The sequence below is a fragment of the Acetobacterium sp. genome, from assembly GCF_041752335.1.
Classification (GTDB): Bacteria; Bacillota; Clostridia; order Eubacteriales; family Eubacteriaceae; genus Acetobacterium.
The window spans coordinates 1-16,948 of sequence record NZ_JBGSHG010000073.1 but is presented as its reverse complement, the minus strand read 5'-3'; the positions used below and the strand labels follow the sequence as shown (position 1 = coordinate 16,948).

Below are 16,948 nucleotides of genomic sequence, written 5' to 3'. Positions count from 1 at the left end.
CTCAGATTCCACCTAAACTTAATAATTTCAGCAGCTGTTCATTGTTCAGCTCAGTGATCCAGCCCTCGCCGGAAGCCTTTATAATATCTCCGGCCAGTTGACTTTTTTCTTCAATCATTGCGTCGATCTTTTCTTCAATGGTGCCGGTAGTTATAAATTTATGTACCATCACATCACGCGTCTGACCAATGCGAAAGGCCCGGTCGGTAGCCTGATTCTCCACCGCCGGGTTCCACCAGCGGTCAAAATGGATGACGTTATTGGCGCCGGTCAAATTCAGACCCACCCCACCGGCTTTGAGGGACAGCACCATAAAGGGGATATAGGCTTCCCCATTAAAGGCTTCCACCAGTTCGCTTCGTTTGGCCACCGGGGTGCCGCCGTGAAGCACCAGCCCCGGCCGATGAAATAGTTCTTCCAGAAACTGGGACAATGGCTCGGTCAGTTCTTTAAACTGCGTGAACACCAGCACCCGTTCCCGTTTTTCATAAATGGTTTCACAGATACTCTCCAGCATTTCAAACTTGCCGCTGAGGTCCCGCTTATAAAGATCCTGACCCAGATACTGATCCGGGTGATTGCAGATTTGCTTGAGCTTGATGATGCTGGATAAAACCAGACCTTTTCGGGCAATCCCTGCCGTTTCTTTTAGCTTTTTTGCCAATTCCGCAACCAGGTTCTGGTAAAGCACCATCTGCTTTTTTGAAAGCACCGGGTATTCTTTGATTTCGATCTTATCCGGTAAATCCGAAATAATCGTGGCATCAGTTTTTAGTCGGCGCAGGATAAAGGGATTAACCAGATTTCGCAGTTTGGTATAGCCGGTGGGATCCTTCTTTAAGCCTTTTGTAAACCCGGTGAATTCTTTGGCATTTCCCAGCAGTCCGCCATCGAGAAAATCAAAAAGCGACCATAAATCCGACAGGTGGTTTTCAATCGGGGTGCCAGTCATCGCAATCCGGGCTTTAGCTTTGAGTGCTTTAATGTTTTTAGTCCGCTTGGTGCCGGGGTTTTTAATGGCCTGGGCCTCGTCCAGGATAATCAGATCCCAGTGGATTTCCCCCAGCTCCGGTACCCGCACCGCCATCCCATACGTGGTGATGGTTAAAAAGACCGGCTCCGTCAGAAAGTCCTCCAAATTCTTTGCTGTGGCCATCCCATGCAACACACTGACCGGCATCTCCGGAGCAAATTTGTTGATTTCTTTCTCCCAGTTGCCAATTAGGGATGCCGGTAAAATCAGCAACACCCGATCCTCCTGATGACTGCGCAGGTGTTCTAACAGCGCAATGATCTGGACGGTTTTCCCCAAACCCATATCATCGGCCAGGCAGGCGCCGAGGCGCAGGTTAACCATGTATTTAAGCCAGTCATAACCGGTTTGCTGATAGGGTCGCAACTCCCCGTGAAAACCGGGTTCCGGTTGCTGTCCCGCCAGGGTCTGGGGATTGGCCATGGTTTCTTTCATTTGACGGAGCCAGTCACCAGTTGACACATGGACTTCTATGTCCGTTGTTGGTATTCCCAGCAGCTCTTCCGAGCCGAGTTCCAGCCGCATCGCCTGGGCCAGGGTCAGCTCTTGCTGGTCTGCCAGCGCTTCGGCTCTTGACAAGGCTTCTAAGGCTGCTTGCAACTGGTCATGATTGATTTCCACCCATTTACCTTTGATCAGAGCCAGGCCCTGTGTTTCGGCCAGAAGCCCCTGGACTTCTTCTTTAGAAATCGCGGTATCTCCAAACAAAAGGTTTGCTTTAAACGACAAGATGGCGTCCATCCCCACCATTGCCGGTTCTTTTTCTCCTACGGTCAGGTTGAGCTTAAGCTGATTAGTTTTTTTGCGCCACCAGTTGGGAATCCGGCACATGATCCCGGCTTCTTCATAAAGGGGAATCTCGGTTAAGAAGACCATGGCATCCCGGGCGCTCAGTTTCAGCGGCGAAAACAACTCCCCGCTTTCCATTAGATCTGAAATAAACCTACTGACATCAGCCACCCGGCTGACGGTGGATAATAATTGAATCAGCTTTTCCGGCTGATTCTGGTATTCCCGCAAAGCGTTTTTAAGGGGAGTATGCACGGCTTTTTTACCATCATCAGGTTTAGTCGCATAAGTGGCCAGAAAAGCAAAGGGATACCGTTCATCTTCATTGTTCTCAACCAGATGAAAAAAGATCCGTCCGGCCACATTGATCCCGGCGTGGTGCTCGGTTAAAAATGCCGCTACAGTACCTGGATAGGCTTTTATGGCTTGCTGATAGACAAGGATGAGTCGCTCCCAAACACCCATAATCCAGCCCTCATTGACATGGGCCATACCATTCCCAAAGGGAATTCTTCTGCGGATCTCTTCGATTTCATCCGGGGTCAAACTCAGCTCCACATTTTCCCGGGAAAACTCCAGGTCCGGCTGTTTGGCGATTTTCTGTAAAAATCCCTCACTGATTTGTTGGAGAAAGGCCATCGTCGGCGAAAGAAAATCCAGATTACTGAGAAATCCAAAATAAAAAAGGGTCCGATCCTTATTCGCTCTGAATTGAGCTTGCCATGCCTGCTCAAACTGCCATTTATCTTCGGTGAACCCTTTTTTTGACACCGTTTCATAATCCAGGATAAAGTCGTCTTTGGTGAAGCTGGCAATTAATTCAATATAGTCTGTCATTGTCGTTTTCCTTTTAATTTCGCCCCTGTCGCATGACGTTTGCGAATTTTTAATGATTATTTCTTTTGAGTATGAAGCTGTCTGCGGATCTGTTCGACGATCTGTTCGATGGTATAGTATTCCACCTCAATGACGTTGAGGGTTGTTTCATAACCATTCTCTTTGATGGTCTGAGGGGTGAAAATCAGTCTGACTTTATTGCCTTCTTCATCATTCCAGTCGGCTGTCGTCATTTCCTGTTTTAAACTTCTGAAAAACAATTCTATCTGCTGATCATTCCAGGGCAGATAAAACCCTTCGCGATTCAGTAAAATATTGATGTCTCTGACTCGTTTTCCGATTCCTTTGATATTTTTAATTCGTTTTAACATCGCTACTCCTGTTTTAAAAGTTCATTTTTTGATCGCCTGAACCGCCAATTTAAATCGACTACGCCGCAACGTCATAAAAATTAGCGGCATGATAGGGTACCGCTTAGCGGTCAGCAGGTTCGACAGACTCTGACGTGAATTTCGGTTTAATGGTTTCTGTGTTTCTCGCTTCCAGGGCTTCAAGTAAATCTGCCGGGGTTTCACCATCAATCGGGTAGGTTGAATAGGTCTGGTTAATGACGTAATTTTGCATTGCTGGATCAGCTAATTTGAATTCCTCATATTTCCTGATGATTTTATCACTGATTACTTTAGAATTTTCCTCGGTGCAAAAGGGAAAAAATCCCAGATGACTATGATAACCATGTTGAATGTATAAATCCGAATCCCAAAAAAGCGATTTGATCTCCCGATAAACAGCTTTAGCATGTTTGTAAAACTCATTGCTTGCTTCTGCAGCCTGACTGTTTAATTGAAAACTGATCTTTAAAAGGGTAAAACTGTAATTGCCTTTTTTGGCCTTGTAAATTTCATGCTCCAGATAATTTTTCAGGCTGAATTTTAAGACCGTGAATTCCGTCAGACTTTCGACGTTGATGTGTTTTAACAGTTTCTCCTTTAAATAGTTATCTTCAAAGGGTTTTAAAATATAATCTGCCGTTCCTTCCCGTAAATATCTGGTGATGATATCTTTTCGGCTTTCGGAGGTGACCACTACGACCGGAATGGTATCGCTTTTATTTTTAACCATTTGGATCAGACTAATGCCATCAAAATTTCGATCCGTATCAATTTCGATATCGGTCACGATGAGATTGATCTGATTTTTATTTTGTTCCATGATGCCAAGCAGATCCTGCCGGGACGAGGCTTCATATATTGTAATATCCTGATCGGACAATATTTTTCTGATGCGTTCTTTGACCACACTATTGGAATCAACAAGAACCACTACTGGTAAACTATCCATGTTCTTTCACCTCGCTTCGCCTATCACCCAATGTTAGATCGGGTTTTATTTTATTATATCTTTTCCGGTGCCATCCGGCAACTCAATAGTTACCGTGGCGGAGGTATTTAAAAAGTGATCTTTCGATTACGGACTTTCAGCTATAAGCTTCGGTAAGCGTCGGCCACATTCAAAAAAAAACACTCGTAATGAGTGTTTTTTTTATTTTCTATTTATAATAAAGAATATTCAAAAGGGTTTCCGGTTCTGTCCTGCATCTTCATGTATACATTCGGAAAAAAGGATCGTACCGTTTCCGCGGTTTCTTCTTGTGCCACCACGATTTCAGGTTGATGGATTTCAATATGAGTTGACATGGAGCGTTTGATTTTTTTAATTTCTTCTTGCGCATTTTTTAAGTCTGTCGCCAGCTTAACCTGTTTGTCAAACTGCATTTCTTTTTCCATCTGACGTTCCAGGCTTTTGATGAGGGCTTCCAGAGCTTTCAGGCTTTCCAGTTGTTCATTTTGACCAGCTTGTTCGACTTTCTTAATGATTTCATCGGTTTGTTTCCGGTTTCTGTCAACTCTGACAGGAAAGGGTTTTCCGGCTATCTGCATAAAAAAGTTCTCGTAGACCTGATCCAGATTTCCCCCGTCAATCTTCAGTGTCAACTCATCGGCAATCATCCAGTTGGTCTGGTAATAGTTTTGGCAATTGAACAGACCGGTTTCGGGGTTGATCAACTGATGATCACAGCACCAGATCTGTCCCCATTCTTCGTACCGGACAATAAAGACAGCATACTGATCAATTTCCCGGTTAACAATTTCCAGGATATTGGCGCTGATAGCCTGACGGTTTAAAATTATCTCGACGATTGCTATTTCAGTGACATGTTTCCCTTTTGGGCTGTTTGTAGTTTCTGATGAAATGGTATTGATCCAGATAATGCTTCTGATTCCATCGATGAAAGTTTTTTTTAATGTACTGTCGTCATTTAAATACTTATAAAATAGTTCTTTTGGCATTCGTCTGTATACATTGGTGGTTTCTGGCAAGTCAATCATGGCATCTCCTTCTCTGAATTCATGTTTGCTGATTAAATAATGTTTCGATTCACTATTTATGTAATCGACTAACTCACCAAAATACTTAGTTATTTTTGTATTCACCAGGGTAATTATTAAGATTAAATGTTTAAATCCTTTAAGTATAGTTTGACTAATTATGATTCCTTTTCAATTATAATTACCTCAACATAGAGATATTGATAATTTTGCCGTTATCTTTATGTTTCCACAGATATATTGATCAACCATCTTGTAATTAAGACCTGTTAAATGTTACAATATGAGCCATATAATAATCAAAAAGAAATAACGTTACATAAAATAATGCCAAATTATCCAGGTAACGCGGTCCGATATTTTTGTTAAAGGAGGTAGATATTTTGCATTCTAAAAAGAATTGGTACACACATATAATTGTATATTTATGGATTGCCATTGGGGTCTCATCTTTGGTGACACTTATCAATCTGTTTTTTTCCAGTATGGATCCCCAGACCTTTCTTCTGGAACGCTTTTTGCTGCCTTTTATTCTTGAGATTATAATTCTCTTGGTTTTAAAACGGCTGATCCGGTCACATTCCGAGGCTACCCCTTATTATATTGTGATTGGTACCCAGGCTATTGTGATGATTTTATTTATGGTTCATTATCCCGTTTTCTATGTCTTGCTGCCACTTTTTATGATGCCTGTTCTAATTTCAATTTTCTTTCTGAATCTCAGACTGATTGACTTTGCCTTTTGTCTAACACTTACTTTATTTATTGGTATGAAACTGTTTTTCTCCCCCTTATTTATTATGTCTCCCATTGAATTAACAACTTTTTCAGCGATTCTGCTCAGTGCTTATTTTTTATCCCGTGAATTGACAAAACGCTTTTCTGTGGTTTATTCAGATATGGTTATCTCAGTGGAAAAAGAAAAAGAACTCCTATATCGAAACATCTACATGGAAAAACTCACAAAAATGGACTTGGCCACTAATTTGTACAACCATAAAACATTTCATGAATATCTGGATGAGCTGGTTACCCAATGCCGAAAGCAACCTTTCAACCTTTCGCTAGGACTGATGGATCTGGATTTCTTTAAAGGAATTAATGACCGGCAGGGTCACGGCAACGGAGATATGGTTATTTCCACAGCTGCTTCGATTATTCTGAATAACCTGGAAGCCAATGATTTTGCCGCCCGCTACGGCGGAGAAGAGTTTGCGGTTATTTTTACCGAAAAATCACCAGAAGCCTGTCTTGAAATTCTGGAACAGATTCGATCCGATCTTGAAACCGCCGTTTTTGATACCATGCCGGATGAGGTTGTAACCATGAGCATCGGTTTTTCGGCATTCACCCCGGATATGAGTAAGCCCGACTTGTTCGAAGCCGCTGATATCAGTCTGTATATGGCCAAAAAAAATGGCCGCAACCAGATTCAATGTGCCTCCTGATCCTGGCCAAACATCATCGCAATTGTTATGTACGCCCGGTGGACGCTCTGCCAACGTAATTATTCATCTCGCCAGAAACAGCTGTTTCTGGTTTTTTTATTCAAAGATCATCCCCAGCCAGAAGGATAAACACGCACAAAAAAAGACTAATGCCGATTCCACGCTTTTACCTGCAGAATCGGCCTAGTCCAAAATCTCTGTTGTCATCCGTTTGGATTCCTCCTATGATTTTTTATCAAAGCTCTTCTCTCACTTTTCGATGTAAATATTACCAACTTTTTGGTGCTTTTACTTTTAAGATTCGATTTGTTTTATACTCACTTGATCATTATTTACTGGATTTTTTACTTGATACTTTTGATTTAAGAACATTTTCTCGTTTCCAATTTTTAATTGGATATGGTTTTCAGAAACCGTGAGAACTTTTCTTTTTTCATTCATACTTTTCATTTATCGTTCATTTAATTCTTTGTGAGGTTTCCCTTTCATCTTAATTTCATTGCAATTTGATTTTATCCAAATTTTCAGTCCTTTAATATAATCGATTTAATGTGTTTCAATTTTTTAGGTTGATCACAATTATTTCGTTTATCTTATTGGCAAGTTGGTTCTTATTTACTTTTAAATGATCGGTGATCTTTGATTAATTGTATTATAACACCTTTTGGGAATAAGTAAATAGTTTTTTTGTAAACGTTTGTATAAAATTTGTATAGCGCTCACAACTGCTTTGTAAATGCCTTTACACCGCCGTTTGCTGATTTCTGAAGCTTAATTAAGTTCCTCATAAATCGACCGCACCGAGGAAAATTAAATGCCAACGCGATATCATCTAGCAATTCGGCCGCTCTTTCCTTCAGTTTTGAGAATAGTTATACCCTTTTCTCCAAACCAAAACGGGCTTAAAGTAATAGCTATATTTAAAAAAAGCGATATGACTGAATAATCATACCGCTTTTTGATTGAATTTTTTGATAAGCTTATTCGAAGATCTTAATTTTTAACTCATCGGCACTGGCAGGATCCAGACGATCAATAATATTTAAATTTTCCAGGGCAATTTTTCTGGTAAATAAATAGCGGACTCGTTCTTCAAATGCTGCTGGAAAAGCATCAGCCAGGCTGAGATCCCGGGCAATGGCCCGACTTCGACCCTTGCCGTTATTGTAGCAAAGCACCCATTTGTCCTGGGTAATGCTCAGGACATCGGCGGTGCTGGTTGGTCCGGACGTGAGATAGGCGGTCATCGCCTGCTTTGCTTTTTCAGTGGTATCACCACACCCGACGGTCAAAAAAACACACTCCGATTGATCTCCCAAAGCATCAACGAAAGCTTCTTTTGTGCCGTTTAAAAGCTGCAGTAGTTCGGTCCCAATTTGGTCATTTGCTTCAAAACAGCCCAGGCTTTTGCGGCTGTTTAAAATATCATAACATTCCGCTTTTAAATCCTCCACCAGTTTGCCGCCATCCGCAAAGAGAAATTGAGAATAATTATAAAAATCACCGGTAATGCCAGATCCAAACTCATAGGCGACAACCTGTTGTTTCTTCTCGTCATATTTACAGCCGAAGCGGCGGCGATGCTGTTCGCCCTTGGCGGTTGCCTTGGTTTTCAACGCATTAGCTTCAATATAATAGCCCTTATTTTTTTTGTTATTATAAAGATTTTTGCGATACCCAGATTTGTACGCCTGCCAGGAATACTTGCATTCGATCAGTAACATGCGGTGCTTTCCATTCTGTTTTTCTTTAGAAATGGCCACCATATCCATTCTGCCTAACGGTGTTGCCTCGGGTGAGTAGTTCAAATCCACACAATACCAGTCCGAATCCAGGCTGGCGTTATTATTACAGGCAATAATTCCCTGGTATTTCTGTCCCAGCGGACCGGCTTTTGCTTCAATGGGGGCACTTTCAACCAGGGCGTTTTCGACGTTTTCTTTGAGTTCCGGAAAGGATTCCACGAACGCCTGAACAAATTCCGGATCAAATGGAAAGATCATCATATCTGCTTTCTGGGTAAATTTCAGGCCGCAAAAAGCAGTCCGATCAATAAAGAATTTGCTGATTTTAACATGACATTTCTGGTCTTCTTCATGGACCAGCTCCATCATGTTTTTTCCCCAGTAATAAATAATGATACTTTCATCCCGAATTCCTAAAAATAATTCTTTGTTTTCAATGATCCTATTTTTTAAAAAAGCTTCCACTTCGGGAACCTTTAAAAGATTTTCAACATTTCCTCTTGACAAATAAATTTCCTCCGATTTTTTTAGTATGACATAATTGCATTGAATGGTCCATGAGTTTTCAACAATGATTCAATGCTGTCTCGACGGATTATAAATTTTACAATTACCTTTTATTATAACTTTTATTTTTTGAGGTAGCAACCATTTTTAGTGCATTCCTCAAAAATACCATAGCTTTATCGATTCAAAAAAGACTAAGGCCGATTTTACATTTTCATCTGTAAAACCGGCCTAGTCTAAAATCTCTGTTGTCATCCGTTTGGACTCCTTCTATTGATTTTATCAAAAATCTTCTTCTTCCCTTTTCTTCATAAACATCGCCAACATTTTGGAATCATCTTACTCTTTAGATTGGATTTGTTTTAACTCATCCGAATCATCCAGAAATCTTATCGTCATCATCTTCACCGAATGGTTTTTCCTGATACCCAATGATCTTTGACTATCTCTGTCTGATGTGTTTGAGGTTTCTTCCGTTCGTCATTTCGGAGCAATCTGTTTTCTCATTCAAATTTTTCCCACTGCCTTTAAAACGAATCAATTTTCCTATTGGTCAATTATTTACATCAACCCTGGTAATTTTTAATTTTATTGGTGAGTCGTACGTCTGTTTACTTTTCTATGATCGAAATCATATAATTCAGAAATGGATTAAGTTGATTTTTGATTCAGCTATAGTATATCACTTTATTCGCATAAGTAAATAGACAAAGTGTAAATGTTTGTATATCTTTTGTATACGCTAGTGACAGCCTTGTAAAACCAGTCACAGATTTGTCCAAAAAAACCACCGTTTTAAATTATTTGAACAAAACGGCGGTGTATTTTTAATAGCTGCTATTTATCTATCAAGGCTTATCTGACTTAGGAATTTTTCAGGATAATACTTGAAACAATATCTGCCGCATCCTCGAAAGAGTCGCAACTTTCTTCGAAATAATCATAAATACGGATCAGGGCAATGGTTTCGATGTGATCCCGCTTATCTACAAAGAGTTGTTTCACTGATTGAACATAGAGATCATCACCTTCGTTTTCAAAGCGATTGATGGCGATGATGGCGTCATTTAAAACTTTCGGCTTTTTAAAGGCTTTTAATTCCTTGATGGCGTCATGGAGACAAGTCGCACTTTTTTCAATCAAATCCATGAATTGAAGCATTTCCGGGGTGATTTTTTCAATCTGGAACATGTCAATGTATTTTAAAATATCTTCAATCAGATCGATAATGGTGTCCAGAGCACAAGCCAGATTGATAATATCTTCCCGCTCGATGGGGGGTAGAAAATCACTGTACATAAATTCCATCATCTCATACTTGAGATTATCTGCGGTTCGTTCAACTTCATGGAGTTTGACAAGCTTCTTCTCCAAACTTTCAAGATCGTAATTCTGTAGGGTTTCGCTAAGCATATGAGATGCTTTAACGATCAGATTAGAAACAGCGATAAATTCTTTGTAATAATTATAGCCTTTTGTTTTAACTTTTTTTGACATAATGCCTCCCTTTAAGATATAGTATGTTTTAGAATATTTGCATAAAAACCCAGGCCATGATAAAACCAACCAGGCCGCATCCCGGGAATGTAAGTACCCAGGCTAAAACCATTTCCCCGACCGTTGACCAGTTAACCGAGGAAAACCGCTTGGCTGCACCAACTCCCATGATCGCAGTTGTTTTGGTATGGGTGGTGCTAACCGGCAGTCCAAAAACAGATGAGATCAGCAAACAAACTGCGGCCGCCAGATCTGCACTGAATCCCTGGAAGGATTCCAGCTTAACCATATCCATACCAACAGTTTTGATAATTTTCATCCCACCAATAGATGTTCCCAGCGCCATCACCAATGAGCAGAGTATCATCATCCAAACGGGAATGACGAAATTCGTGGCATCAGCATTTCCCTGGGCCAGAAAAATCCCCAGCATAAAAATGCCCATAAATTTTTGTCCGTCTTGAGCCCCATGCATAAAGGCCATGGCTGCACCAGCCCCAATCTGGCCTTTTTTAAAAAAGACATTGGTCTGTTGCCGTGACATGTTCTTGCAGATGTGCATGACAATTTTTACAACCAGGAAACCCAAACCAAATCCCAGAATCGTTGATGTGCCAAGCCCATAAACCACCTTAATCCACGCCTGCCCATTAATCCCACTGATGCCACCCTGAAGCGCTATCGCTGCGCCGGAGATACCAGCGATTAAAGCGTGGCTTTCGCTAGTCGGTATCCCGAAATACCAGGCGGCGGTCGCCCAGAGCACTATCGCAAAAAGGGCCGCACACAGTGCAATCAGGGCATCGTCTGAGCCACTGAAATTGACCATATTTGCCACGGTTTGGGCTACCGTCGCATTGATGGCTGTCATAACAAAAACGCCGAGAAAATTAAAAATGGCAGCCATAACAATAGCTTTTCTGGGCTCCATTGAACGAGTGGACACACAGGTGGCAATGGCATTGGGTGCGTCCGTCCATCCGTTTACCAAAATTACCCCTAGGGTTAAAACAACGATGATGAGCAACGCAGGATTGCCGGCGATACTGCTGATAAAATCCGATAAAGTGATTGTCATTTTTTAAGAATACCCCATTTCTCTCTGTCCATTCAAAGTCTTCTTTTGAATGCCAAACGATACTTTTTTTGCCGTTCTCATTCTACACCATAAGTTTCCTAAATAGAACTCTTTTAACACAAATTTAACATACTTTTAATGCTGTATCCCTTTCAAAACATGTTTTATCTATATTATGATATTATTTTTATCTTCATTCGGTCTTTCTGGGTTTGTTTGATGATTAACGGGTTTAATTAGAATTTTTTTAAAGAAATGAAGTAAAGCATTGCATAATTTTTAATAAGGGTGTAAAATTTAAGTAACATTTTGCATCTGAAAAAATTGGTATTAATCTAAATTCATGCTGATTGTTACAATAACATGGAAAATTAAATGGATTTTTTATAATTGTTAAACGGAGATCAAGGGAGGATACTGGAAATGAAATTTTATCGAGTGACGTTTATTTGTCTTATTTTGATTCTAGCCCTGGGAATTTTCCCGGCTATGGCACTGGCAGAAGAAAATATTGACGGCGAGACGGAAATGATTGTCATCGATGCCCAACCATTTGTGGAAACACGGGAAATGCTTCCTGGTGATGTGGCCCCCGATCCGGGTTGGCCTGACGAAGCTTATCAAAGTGATACCATCAATACCGCTGCGGTTTTCTCGCCACGACTAACTGCCCCCAGCTCAGATAATGATTATTATTTTGCTAAAAATATTTTCTATCTCGGCGGCTATGGTATGCCTAACTGCACTGCCTATGCCTGGGGACGGGCTTATGAGATACTTGGCAGCAAGCCCAATTTAAGTAATGGAAATGCCAATCAGTTTTGGGGTTATAACCTGAACAATGGAGCCTATCCTTACGGAACTACTCCTAAAGTTGGAGCTATTATTTGCTGGGATGGCAATTCTTACGGACACGTTGCTGTTGTCGAAAAAATTGAAGGCAACAAGGTCACTGTGTCTGAGTCTTCCTGGAGCGGTTCCTACTTTTATACCAACACCTTCACTGCTGGTTCTGAAAACTCAGTCTCTGTGGGCGGATTCCAGGGGTATATCTATATTGGCGACTTTGATCCTGAGCCAGACCAGGATACCACCCCACCAACACTTACCAATGCTCAGATTACCGATATCAATGATGAAGGCTTTACCGTAACCTGTCAGGTTTCTGATGCTGATTCTGGTGTTGCTTCCGTTCTTTTCCCCACCTGGACTGATGCCAACGGTCAGGACGATATCATCTGGCATCAGGCAATTATTAGTGGCAATACCGCATCCTACCGCGTTTTATACCGCCAGCACAACAATGAACAGGGCGTCTATGCCGTTCATGTTTATGCCTATGACGGTGCCGGAAATGCGGCTTGCACCGGTTTGAGTGTGACAGCCCAGAAAAGCATCACCTGTTCCTATCAAACTCATGTTCAAGATTACGGCTGGCAGCGTTGGAAATCAAATGGTGAGCTCAGTGGCACCTCCGGAGAGTCCAAACGTCTGGAAGCCATTGAAATTCAAGTGGACAACAAGGGCTATGATCTGGGAGTCGAATACCGGACTCATATCCAGAATATTGGCTGGCAGGATTGGAAACGTGACGGCGAAATCAGCGGCACTTCCAATCAGGGACTTCGGTTAGAAGCCATTGAAGTCCGCTTAACTGGAGCCGATGCCTACCGATATGATGTGTACTACCGGGTTCATGCTGAAAATATCGGCTGGCTGGATTGGGCTAAAAATGGTGGCAGCTCCGGTACGGAAGGCTACGGCTACCGACTGGAAGCAATCGAAGTGATAGTCGTCCCGGCAGGTTCATCGGCACCCGGATCCACCATGCGCGCTTTTCAAAGCAACAAATAAATAGCACATAAAAACACCTTTCCGGTGTTTTTTTTATTTAAAAAATCACAAGAATACAGTAATTAAATCTTCAATTTGCCCTTGACTCTCCCCGTAGAGGAGGATTTATACTTCAAATTGTATCAAGAAAAGATTGGAGGAAGAAATGGAAAACTGTATTGAAGTAAAAAATCTAACTAAGTCTTATGGCCACCGGTTGGCGGTGAGCAATTTAAATCTCACCATTAAGAAGGGCGAGGTGTTTGGTCTCCTGGGGCCCAATGGCGCCGGTAAATCAACCACCATCGACTGTATCCTGGGCCTGAAGTCGTTTGAAAACGGATCGGTCCGAGTTCTGGGTATGGATCCGATCAAAGAAAGAAAGCGACTTTTTGAGCGGGTCGGGGTGCAGCTTCAGTCCTCCAGCTATCAGGGCAATATCCGGGTTGGTGAAATCTGTGAGGAAATCACTGCACTTTACCAATTTCCAGCTGATTATTGTGACTTACTGATTCAGTTTAAGCTGGATCAATACCACAAACAACCCGTAGCAAAGCTCTCCGGCGGCGAAAAGCAAAAGCTGTCAGTACTGCTGGCGCTGATCCCTCAGCCCGAGGTACTCTTTCTGGATGAACTGACAACCGGACTGGATACCGAAGCCAGACGCGAGGTCTGGCAGGTTTTAGCCGATTTGAAAGAGAAGGAACTGACTCTTTTTCTCACCTCCCATTACATGGATGAAGTGGAGGTACTTTGTGACCGGGTCTGCATCATTAACCAGGGGCATGCACTGGTGACCGACACCGTGCCAAAACTGATTCAAAATAGCCCTTATAAACGACTGGAAGAAGCCTATCTCTGGGTCATGAAGGAGGAAATAGCCGTATGAAAAAATTCTTAACCCTATTAAAAATCGAAGGCAAGCTGTCTCTGCGCTGTGTGGACAGCATCTTTTTTGGAGTCTCCATGCCAGTGGGCATCATGATCTTAATCGGACTGATTGCCGGACCAAACCCGGCCTCCACCGATGCTGGCTATACCCTAATTCAAAGCTCCTTTGGCGCTCTGGTCACCGTGGGGATCTGTGCCACCGCTTTTATGGGCATCCCGCTGACCATTGCCGACTATCGGGACAAAAATATTCTCAAGCATTTTTTTGTGACACCAGTGAGCCCGACTATGTTATTATGGGTACATGCCATCATTAACATGCTGCTGTCAGTGGTTTCGGCGCTTCTGATTTACGCCGTGGCTAAAACCTTCTTCGGTTATGAAATGATTGGCTCCAAGCTGATGTTTATGCTCTCTTACCTGCTAGTCATGGTTTCCATGTACAGTTTAGGCCTGCTCATTGCCAGCCTGTGCCGAACGGTCAAAACCGCCAACGTAGTCTGCAGTATTGTTTATTTCCCGATGTTGTTTTTATCCGGAGCCACCATTCCCTTTGAGATTTTTCCCCAACCACTCCAGACCGTAGCCGGTTTTCTCCCCCTAACCCAGGGCATCAAACTTCTTAAATCTGCCAGTCTGGGGTTGGAAACAAATCTGCAGATGCCCCTGATTATTTTGTTTGGATCGCTGCTAATCGGAATTATTCTATCGATACGATTCTTCCGTTGGGAATAAGAAAGGAAAGCAAATGAACGAAACCTATCAATTCGAACGAAAAGAAGAAACAATCTATTATAAGATCGGACTGTTTTCAAAAATGAACCGGGTCACCATCAAAGCGCTGCGACACTATGACGAAATCGGACTGCTGGCCCCAGCTTTCATAGAGAAATTCACCGGATACCGCTATTATACATCGGAACAGCTCCCCATCCTCCACCAGATTCTGGCGCTTCGGGAAATGGGGTTCACACTGGACGAGATTAAACATGTTCAGGGTGGTGTCCCTGAAAAAGATTTGCTTCAGAAAAAGAAGCTGGAGATCATGAAAAAAATCGCCACTTATACCATGCGCTTCGCCCAGGTGGAATCCTATCTGGCTAAAAATGATGGTGACACCGGAGAATATCATATTATCCTCAAGGAACTCCCCCAGGTGATTGTGGCATCCATGCGAACGATCATTCCCGGATACGACGCCCTGTTTCATGTCATCCCTCCCATGGGAGCCGAAATGGAACGACTGGGCTGTGTCTGCGCCGTTCCGGAATACTGTTTCAACATCTACCATGATGGCGAATACCGGGAATCCGATGTGGACGTAGAAATCTGCGAAGCCGTTACTGAAAAAAAAGCAGATTCAGAGATGCTGACTTTCAAGGTCATCGGCCGGGTGGAGAATGCCGCCTGTGTGCTCCACAAAGGTCCCTATGAAGGATTTCCCAAAGCCTATAACGCGGTTCTTAAATGGGTGGAAAACAACGGCTATGAGATCATTGACAATCCCCGGGAATCCTATATCGATGGGGTCTGGAACAAAGATTCCGCTGAGGAATGGCTGACGGAAATTCAGTTCCCGGTCAGAAAAGTCTGCTGATTTTTTCCACAGTGTTTATTAAAGATAACATGATAGAATGATCGGTACGATAGTTTTTATTAAATCAACCGATTGGAGTTGCAAAAATGAAGAAAGACCTTGTCCTATCAAAACAGATGGCGATTCTTGAAAAACAGGAACAGAAGTTTTTAAATCATACCGAGAATCAGTTTATGAAATCAAACTTTACCTCCGTGGTCAATAAAATCCAGGATAAAATACCAGCAAAATTACAGGCAACCCTGGATGCAGCCTTTTATATGGGCTTTCATTTAGTCTTCGAAAAAGGAAGTTCGCTAATCGAAAAAACATACAATAAAGAAAAAATAGCTGTGGCATATGATTTGAATAATTATGCCATTGAAAAATACATGCATCTAAAACATCTGAAAACGCTGGATAAATCGTCAAAACATTCCAAAGCCATCAACGAATCCATTGCTGCCATTGAAGGCGGCGTTCTGGGTTTGTTGGGGATTGGGCTGCCGGATATCCCCCTATTTCTTGGGGTTATCGTCAAAACGATTAATGAAATCGCTTTGTCTTACGGTTTTCAATATGCCTCAGATGAAGAAAAAGCATACCTGCTTTATCTGATCTGCACCGCCATGACAAAGGATGACCTGCGTAAATCCTATGATCAGAAAGTTGAGTGTTTAGGTCACGATATCGACGCCCATAGCCTACCATTCATTGATCTGGCGGCCATTATGAAGGAGACCTCTGACCTGTTATCCAATACCCTGCTAACTGCCAAATTTATCCAGGGTCTGCCCCTTGTCGGTGTCATCGGCGGGGTGGTCAATCCCATCATGATCAATAAAATCGGCAAGTACGCCCGGATCAAGTATAAAAAGCGGTATTTGTTGAGCAAAATAAATATGACACCCGTTAATCAATCCTGATTAATGGATGCCACCATTTTTCCTTACTCGCAAAGCTCGAACTCTCCGGAGCTGGTCTTTTTATGTCATTATTATTGGCGTGTAAATTAATAGTTGAACGTTTATAATAATGGTATATCTGGAAACACCCGACTGACTATTTCTTCTGACCAAAAATTCCTTCCCGGTAAGCGCCAATATATTCCATACAGTAGTCGTCTTCGCCCAACAATGCTTCGGTGGCAAAGATGATGCCCATTAAATCGCCATTGGTTGGGTCGAGAATGGCACTGTCCAGACCAGCGTTCATAGCCAGCACGGTGAAGCCCATGTTGACCATTTTTCGGGCCGGCAGGTTGAAGGAAATGTTGCTGACGGCACCAGTGACATGGATGGTCGGGTATTGTTCTTTAATACTG

13 protein-coding genes and 1 pseudogene are annotated in these 16,948 nt (G+C 42.3%); 6 read left to right on the top strand and 8 right to left on the bottom strand.

The genetic code is table 11. The annotated features are described in order from the left end of the window. Window position 1: 1 nt before the first annotated feature. The 4 genes from ACEW8F_RS09270 to ACEW8F_RS09255 form a co-directional block, all read right to left on the bottom strand. Complete coding sequence (locus ACEW8F_RS09270; RefSeq protein WP_373483191.1) at window positions 2–2,659, bottom strand: DEAD/DEAH box helicase; 2,658 nt, start codon at window positions 2,657–2,659, stop codon at window positions 2–4. Between the two features lie 56 nt (window positions 2,660–2,715). After that, window positions 2,716–3,030, bottom strand: coding sequence for a hypothetical protein (locus ACEW8F_RS09265; protein WP_373483190.1), 315 nt, complete (start codon window positions 3,028–3,030; stop codon window positions 2,716–2,718). Window positions 3,031–3,133: 103 nt separating this feature from the next. Beyond that, the gene (locus ACEW8F_RS09260; protein WP_373483189.1) at window positions 3,134–4,000 is read right to left on the bottom strand and encodes a PleD family two-component system response regulator; all 867 of its coding nucleotides are present in this window, start codon (window positions 3,998–4,000) and stop codon (window positions 3,134–3,136) included. Window positions 4,001–4,212: 212 nt separating this feature from the next. Further along, a complete protein-coding gene (locus ACEW8F_RS09255) occupies window positions 4,213–5,049 on the bottom strand; it encodes a DUF4391 domain-containing protein (RefSeq protein ID WP_373483188.1) in 837 nt (278 codons plus the stop codon). 455 nt (window positions 5,050–5,504) lie between these two features. Between ACEW8F_RS09255 and ACEW8F_RS09250 the strand changes: the two genes are divergently transcribed. After that, window positions 5,505–6,497 carry a GGDEF domain-containing protein gene (locus ACEW8F_RS09250; RefSeq protein WP_373483260.1) on the top strand — a complete coding sequence of 331 codons (993 nt, stop codon included), beginning with the start codon at window positions 5,505–5,507 and terminating at the stop codon, window positions 6,495–6,497. A 980-nt stretch (window positions 6,498–7,477) separates the two neighbouring features. Here the strand turns inward: ACEW8F_RS09250 and ACEW8F_RS09245 are convergent. The 3 genes from ACEW8F_RS09245 to ACEW8F_RS09235 all read right to left on the bottom strand — a co-directional run bounded on the left by ACEW8F_RS09245 (window position 7,478) and on the right by ACEW8F_RS09235 (window position 11,324). Continuing rightward, complete coding sequence (locus tag ACEW8F_RS09245) at window positions 7,478–8,749, bottom strand: hypothetical protein (RefSeq protein ID WP_373483187.1); 1,272 nt, start codon at window positions 8,747–8,749, stop codon at window positions 7,478–7,480. Window positions 8,750–9,613: 864 nt separating this feature from the next. Next, window positions 9,614–10,246, bottom strand: a complete 633-nt coding sequence (locus ACEW8F_RS09240; protein WP_373483186.1) for a DUF47 domain-containing protein — start codon at window positions 10,244–10,246, stop codon at window positions 9,614–9,616. Between the two features lie 28 nt (window positions 10,247–10,274). Next, a complete protein-coding gene (locus ACEW8F_RS09235; RefSeq protein ID WP_373483185.1) occupies window positions 10,275–11,324 on the bottom strand; it encodes an anion permease in 1,050 nt (349 codons plus the stop codon). Window positions 11,325–11,747: 423 nt separating this feature from the next. Between ACEW8F_RS09235 and ACEW8F_RS09230 the strand changes: the two genes are divergently transcribed. The 5 genes from ACEW8F_RS09230 to ACEW8F_RS09210 all read left to right on the top strand — a co-directional run bounded on the left by ACEW8F_RS09230 (window position 11,748) and on the right by ACEW8F_RS09210 (window position 16,550). Beyond that, window positions 11,748–13,178 (top strand): GBS Bsp-like repeat-containing protein, encoded by a 1,431-nt coding sequence (locus ACEW8F_RS09230; RefSeq protein WP_373483184.1) that lies wholly within the window; start codon window positions 11,748–11,750, stop codon window positions 13,176–13,178. A gap of 145 nt (window positions 13,179–13,323) precedes the next feature. Then, window positions 13,324–14,046, top strand: coding sequence for an ABC transporter ATP-binding protein (locus tag ACEW8F_RS09225; RefSeq protein WP_373483183.1), 723 nt, complete (start codon window positions 13,324–13,326; stop codon window positions 14,044–14,046). Further along, window positions 14,043–14,783 carry an ABC transporter permease gene (locus ACEW8F_RS09220; RefSeq protein ID WP_373483182.1) on the top strand — a complete coding sequence of 247 codons (741 nt, stop codon included), beginning with the start codon at window positions 14,043–14,045 and terminating at the stop codon, window positions 14,781–14,783. Before ACEW8F_RS09225 ends, ACEW8F_RS09220 begins: the two co-directional genes overlap by 4 nt. A 13-nt stretch (window positions 14,784–14,796) precedes the next feature. Further along, window positions 14,797–15,645: a MerR family transcriptional regulator gene (locus ACEW8F_RS09215; RefSeq protein WP_373483181.1), complete on the top strand. Its 849-nt coding sequence runs from the start codon at window positions 14,797–14,799 to the stop codon at window positions 15,643–15,645. An 86-nt stretch (window positions 15,646–15,731) separates the two neighbouring features. After that, window positions 15,732–16,550 (top strand): EcsC family protein, encoded by an 819-nt coding sequence (locus ACEW8F_RS09210; RefSeq protein ID WP_373483180.1) that lies wholly within the window; start codon window positions 15,732–15,734, stop codon window positions 16,548–16,550. Between the two features lie 136 nt (window positions 16,551–16,686). On the opposite strand, the pseudogene ACEW8F_RS09205 reads toward ACEW8F_RS09210, so the two are convergent. Beyond that, a pseudogene (locus ACEW8F_RS09205) lies at window positions 16,687–16,948 on the bottom strand (methyltetrahydrofolate cobalamin methyltransferase); the annotation flags it as partial.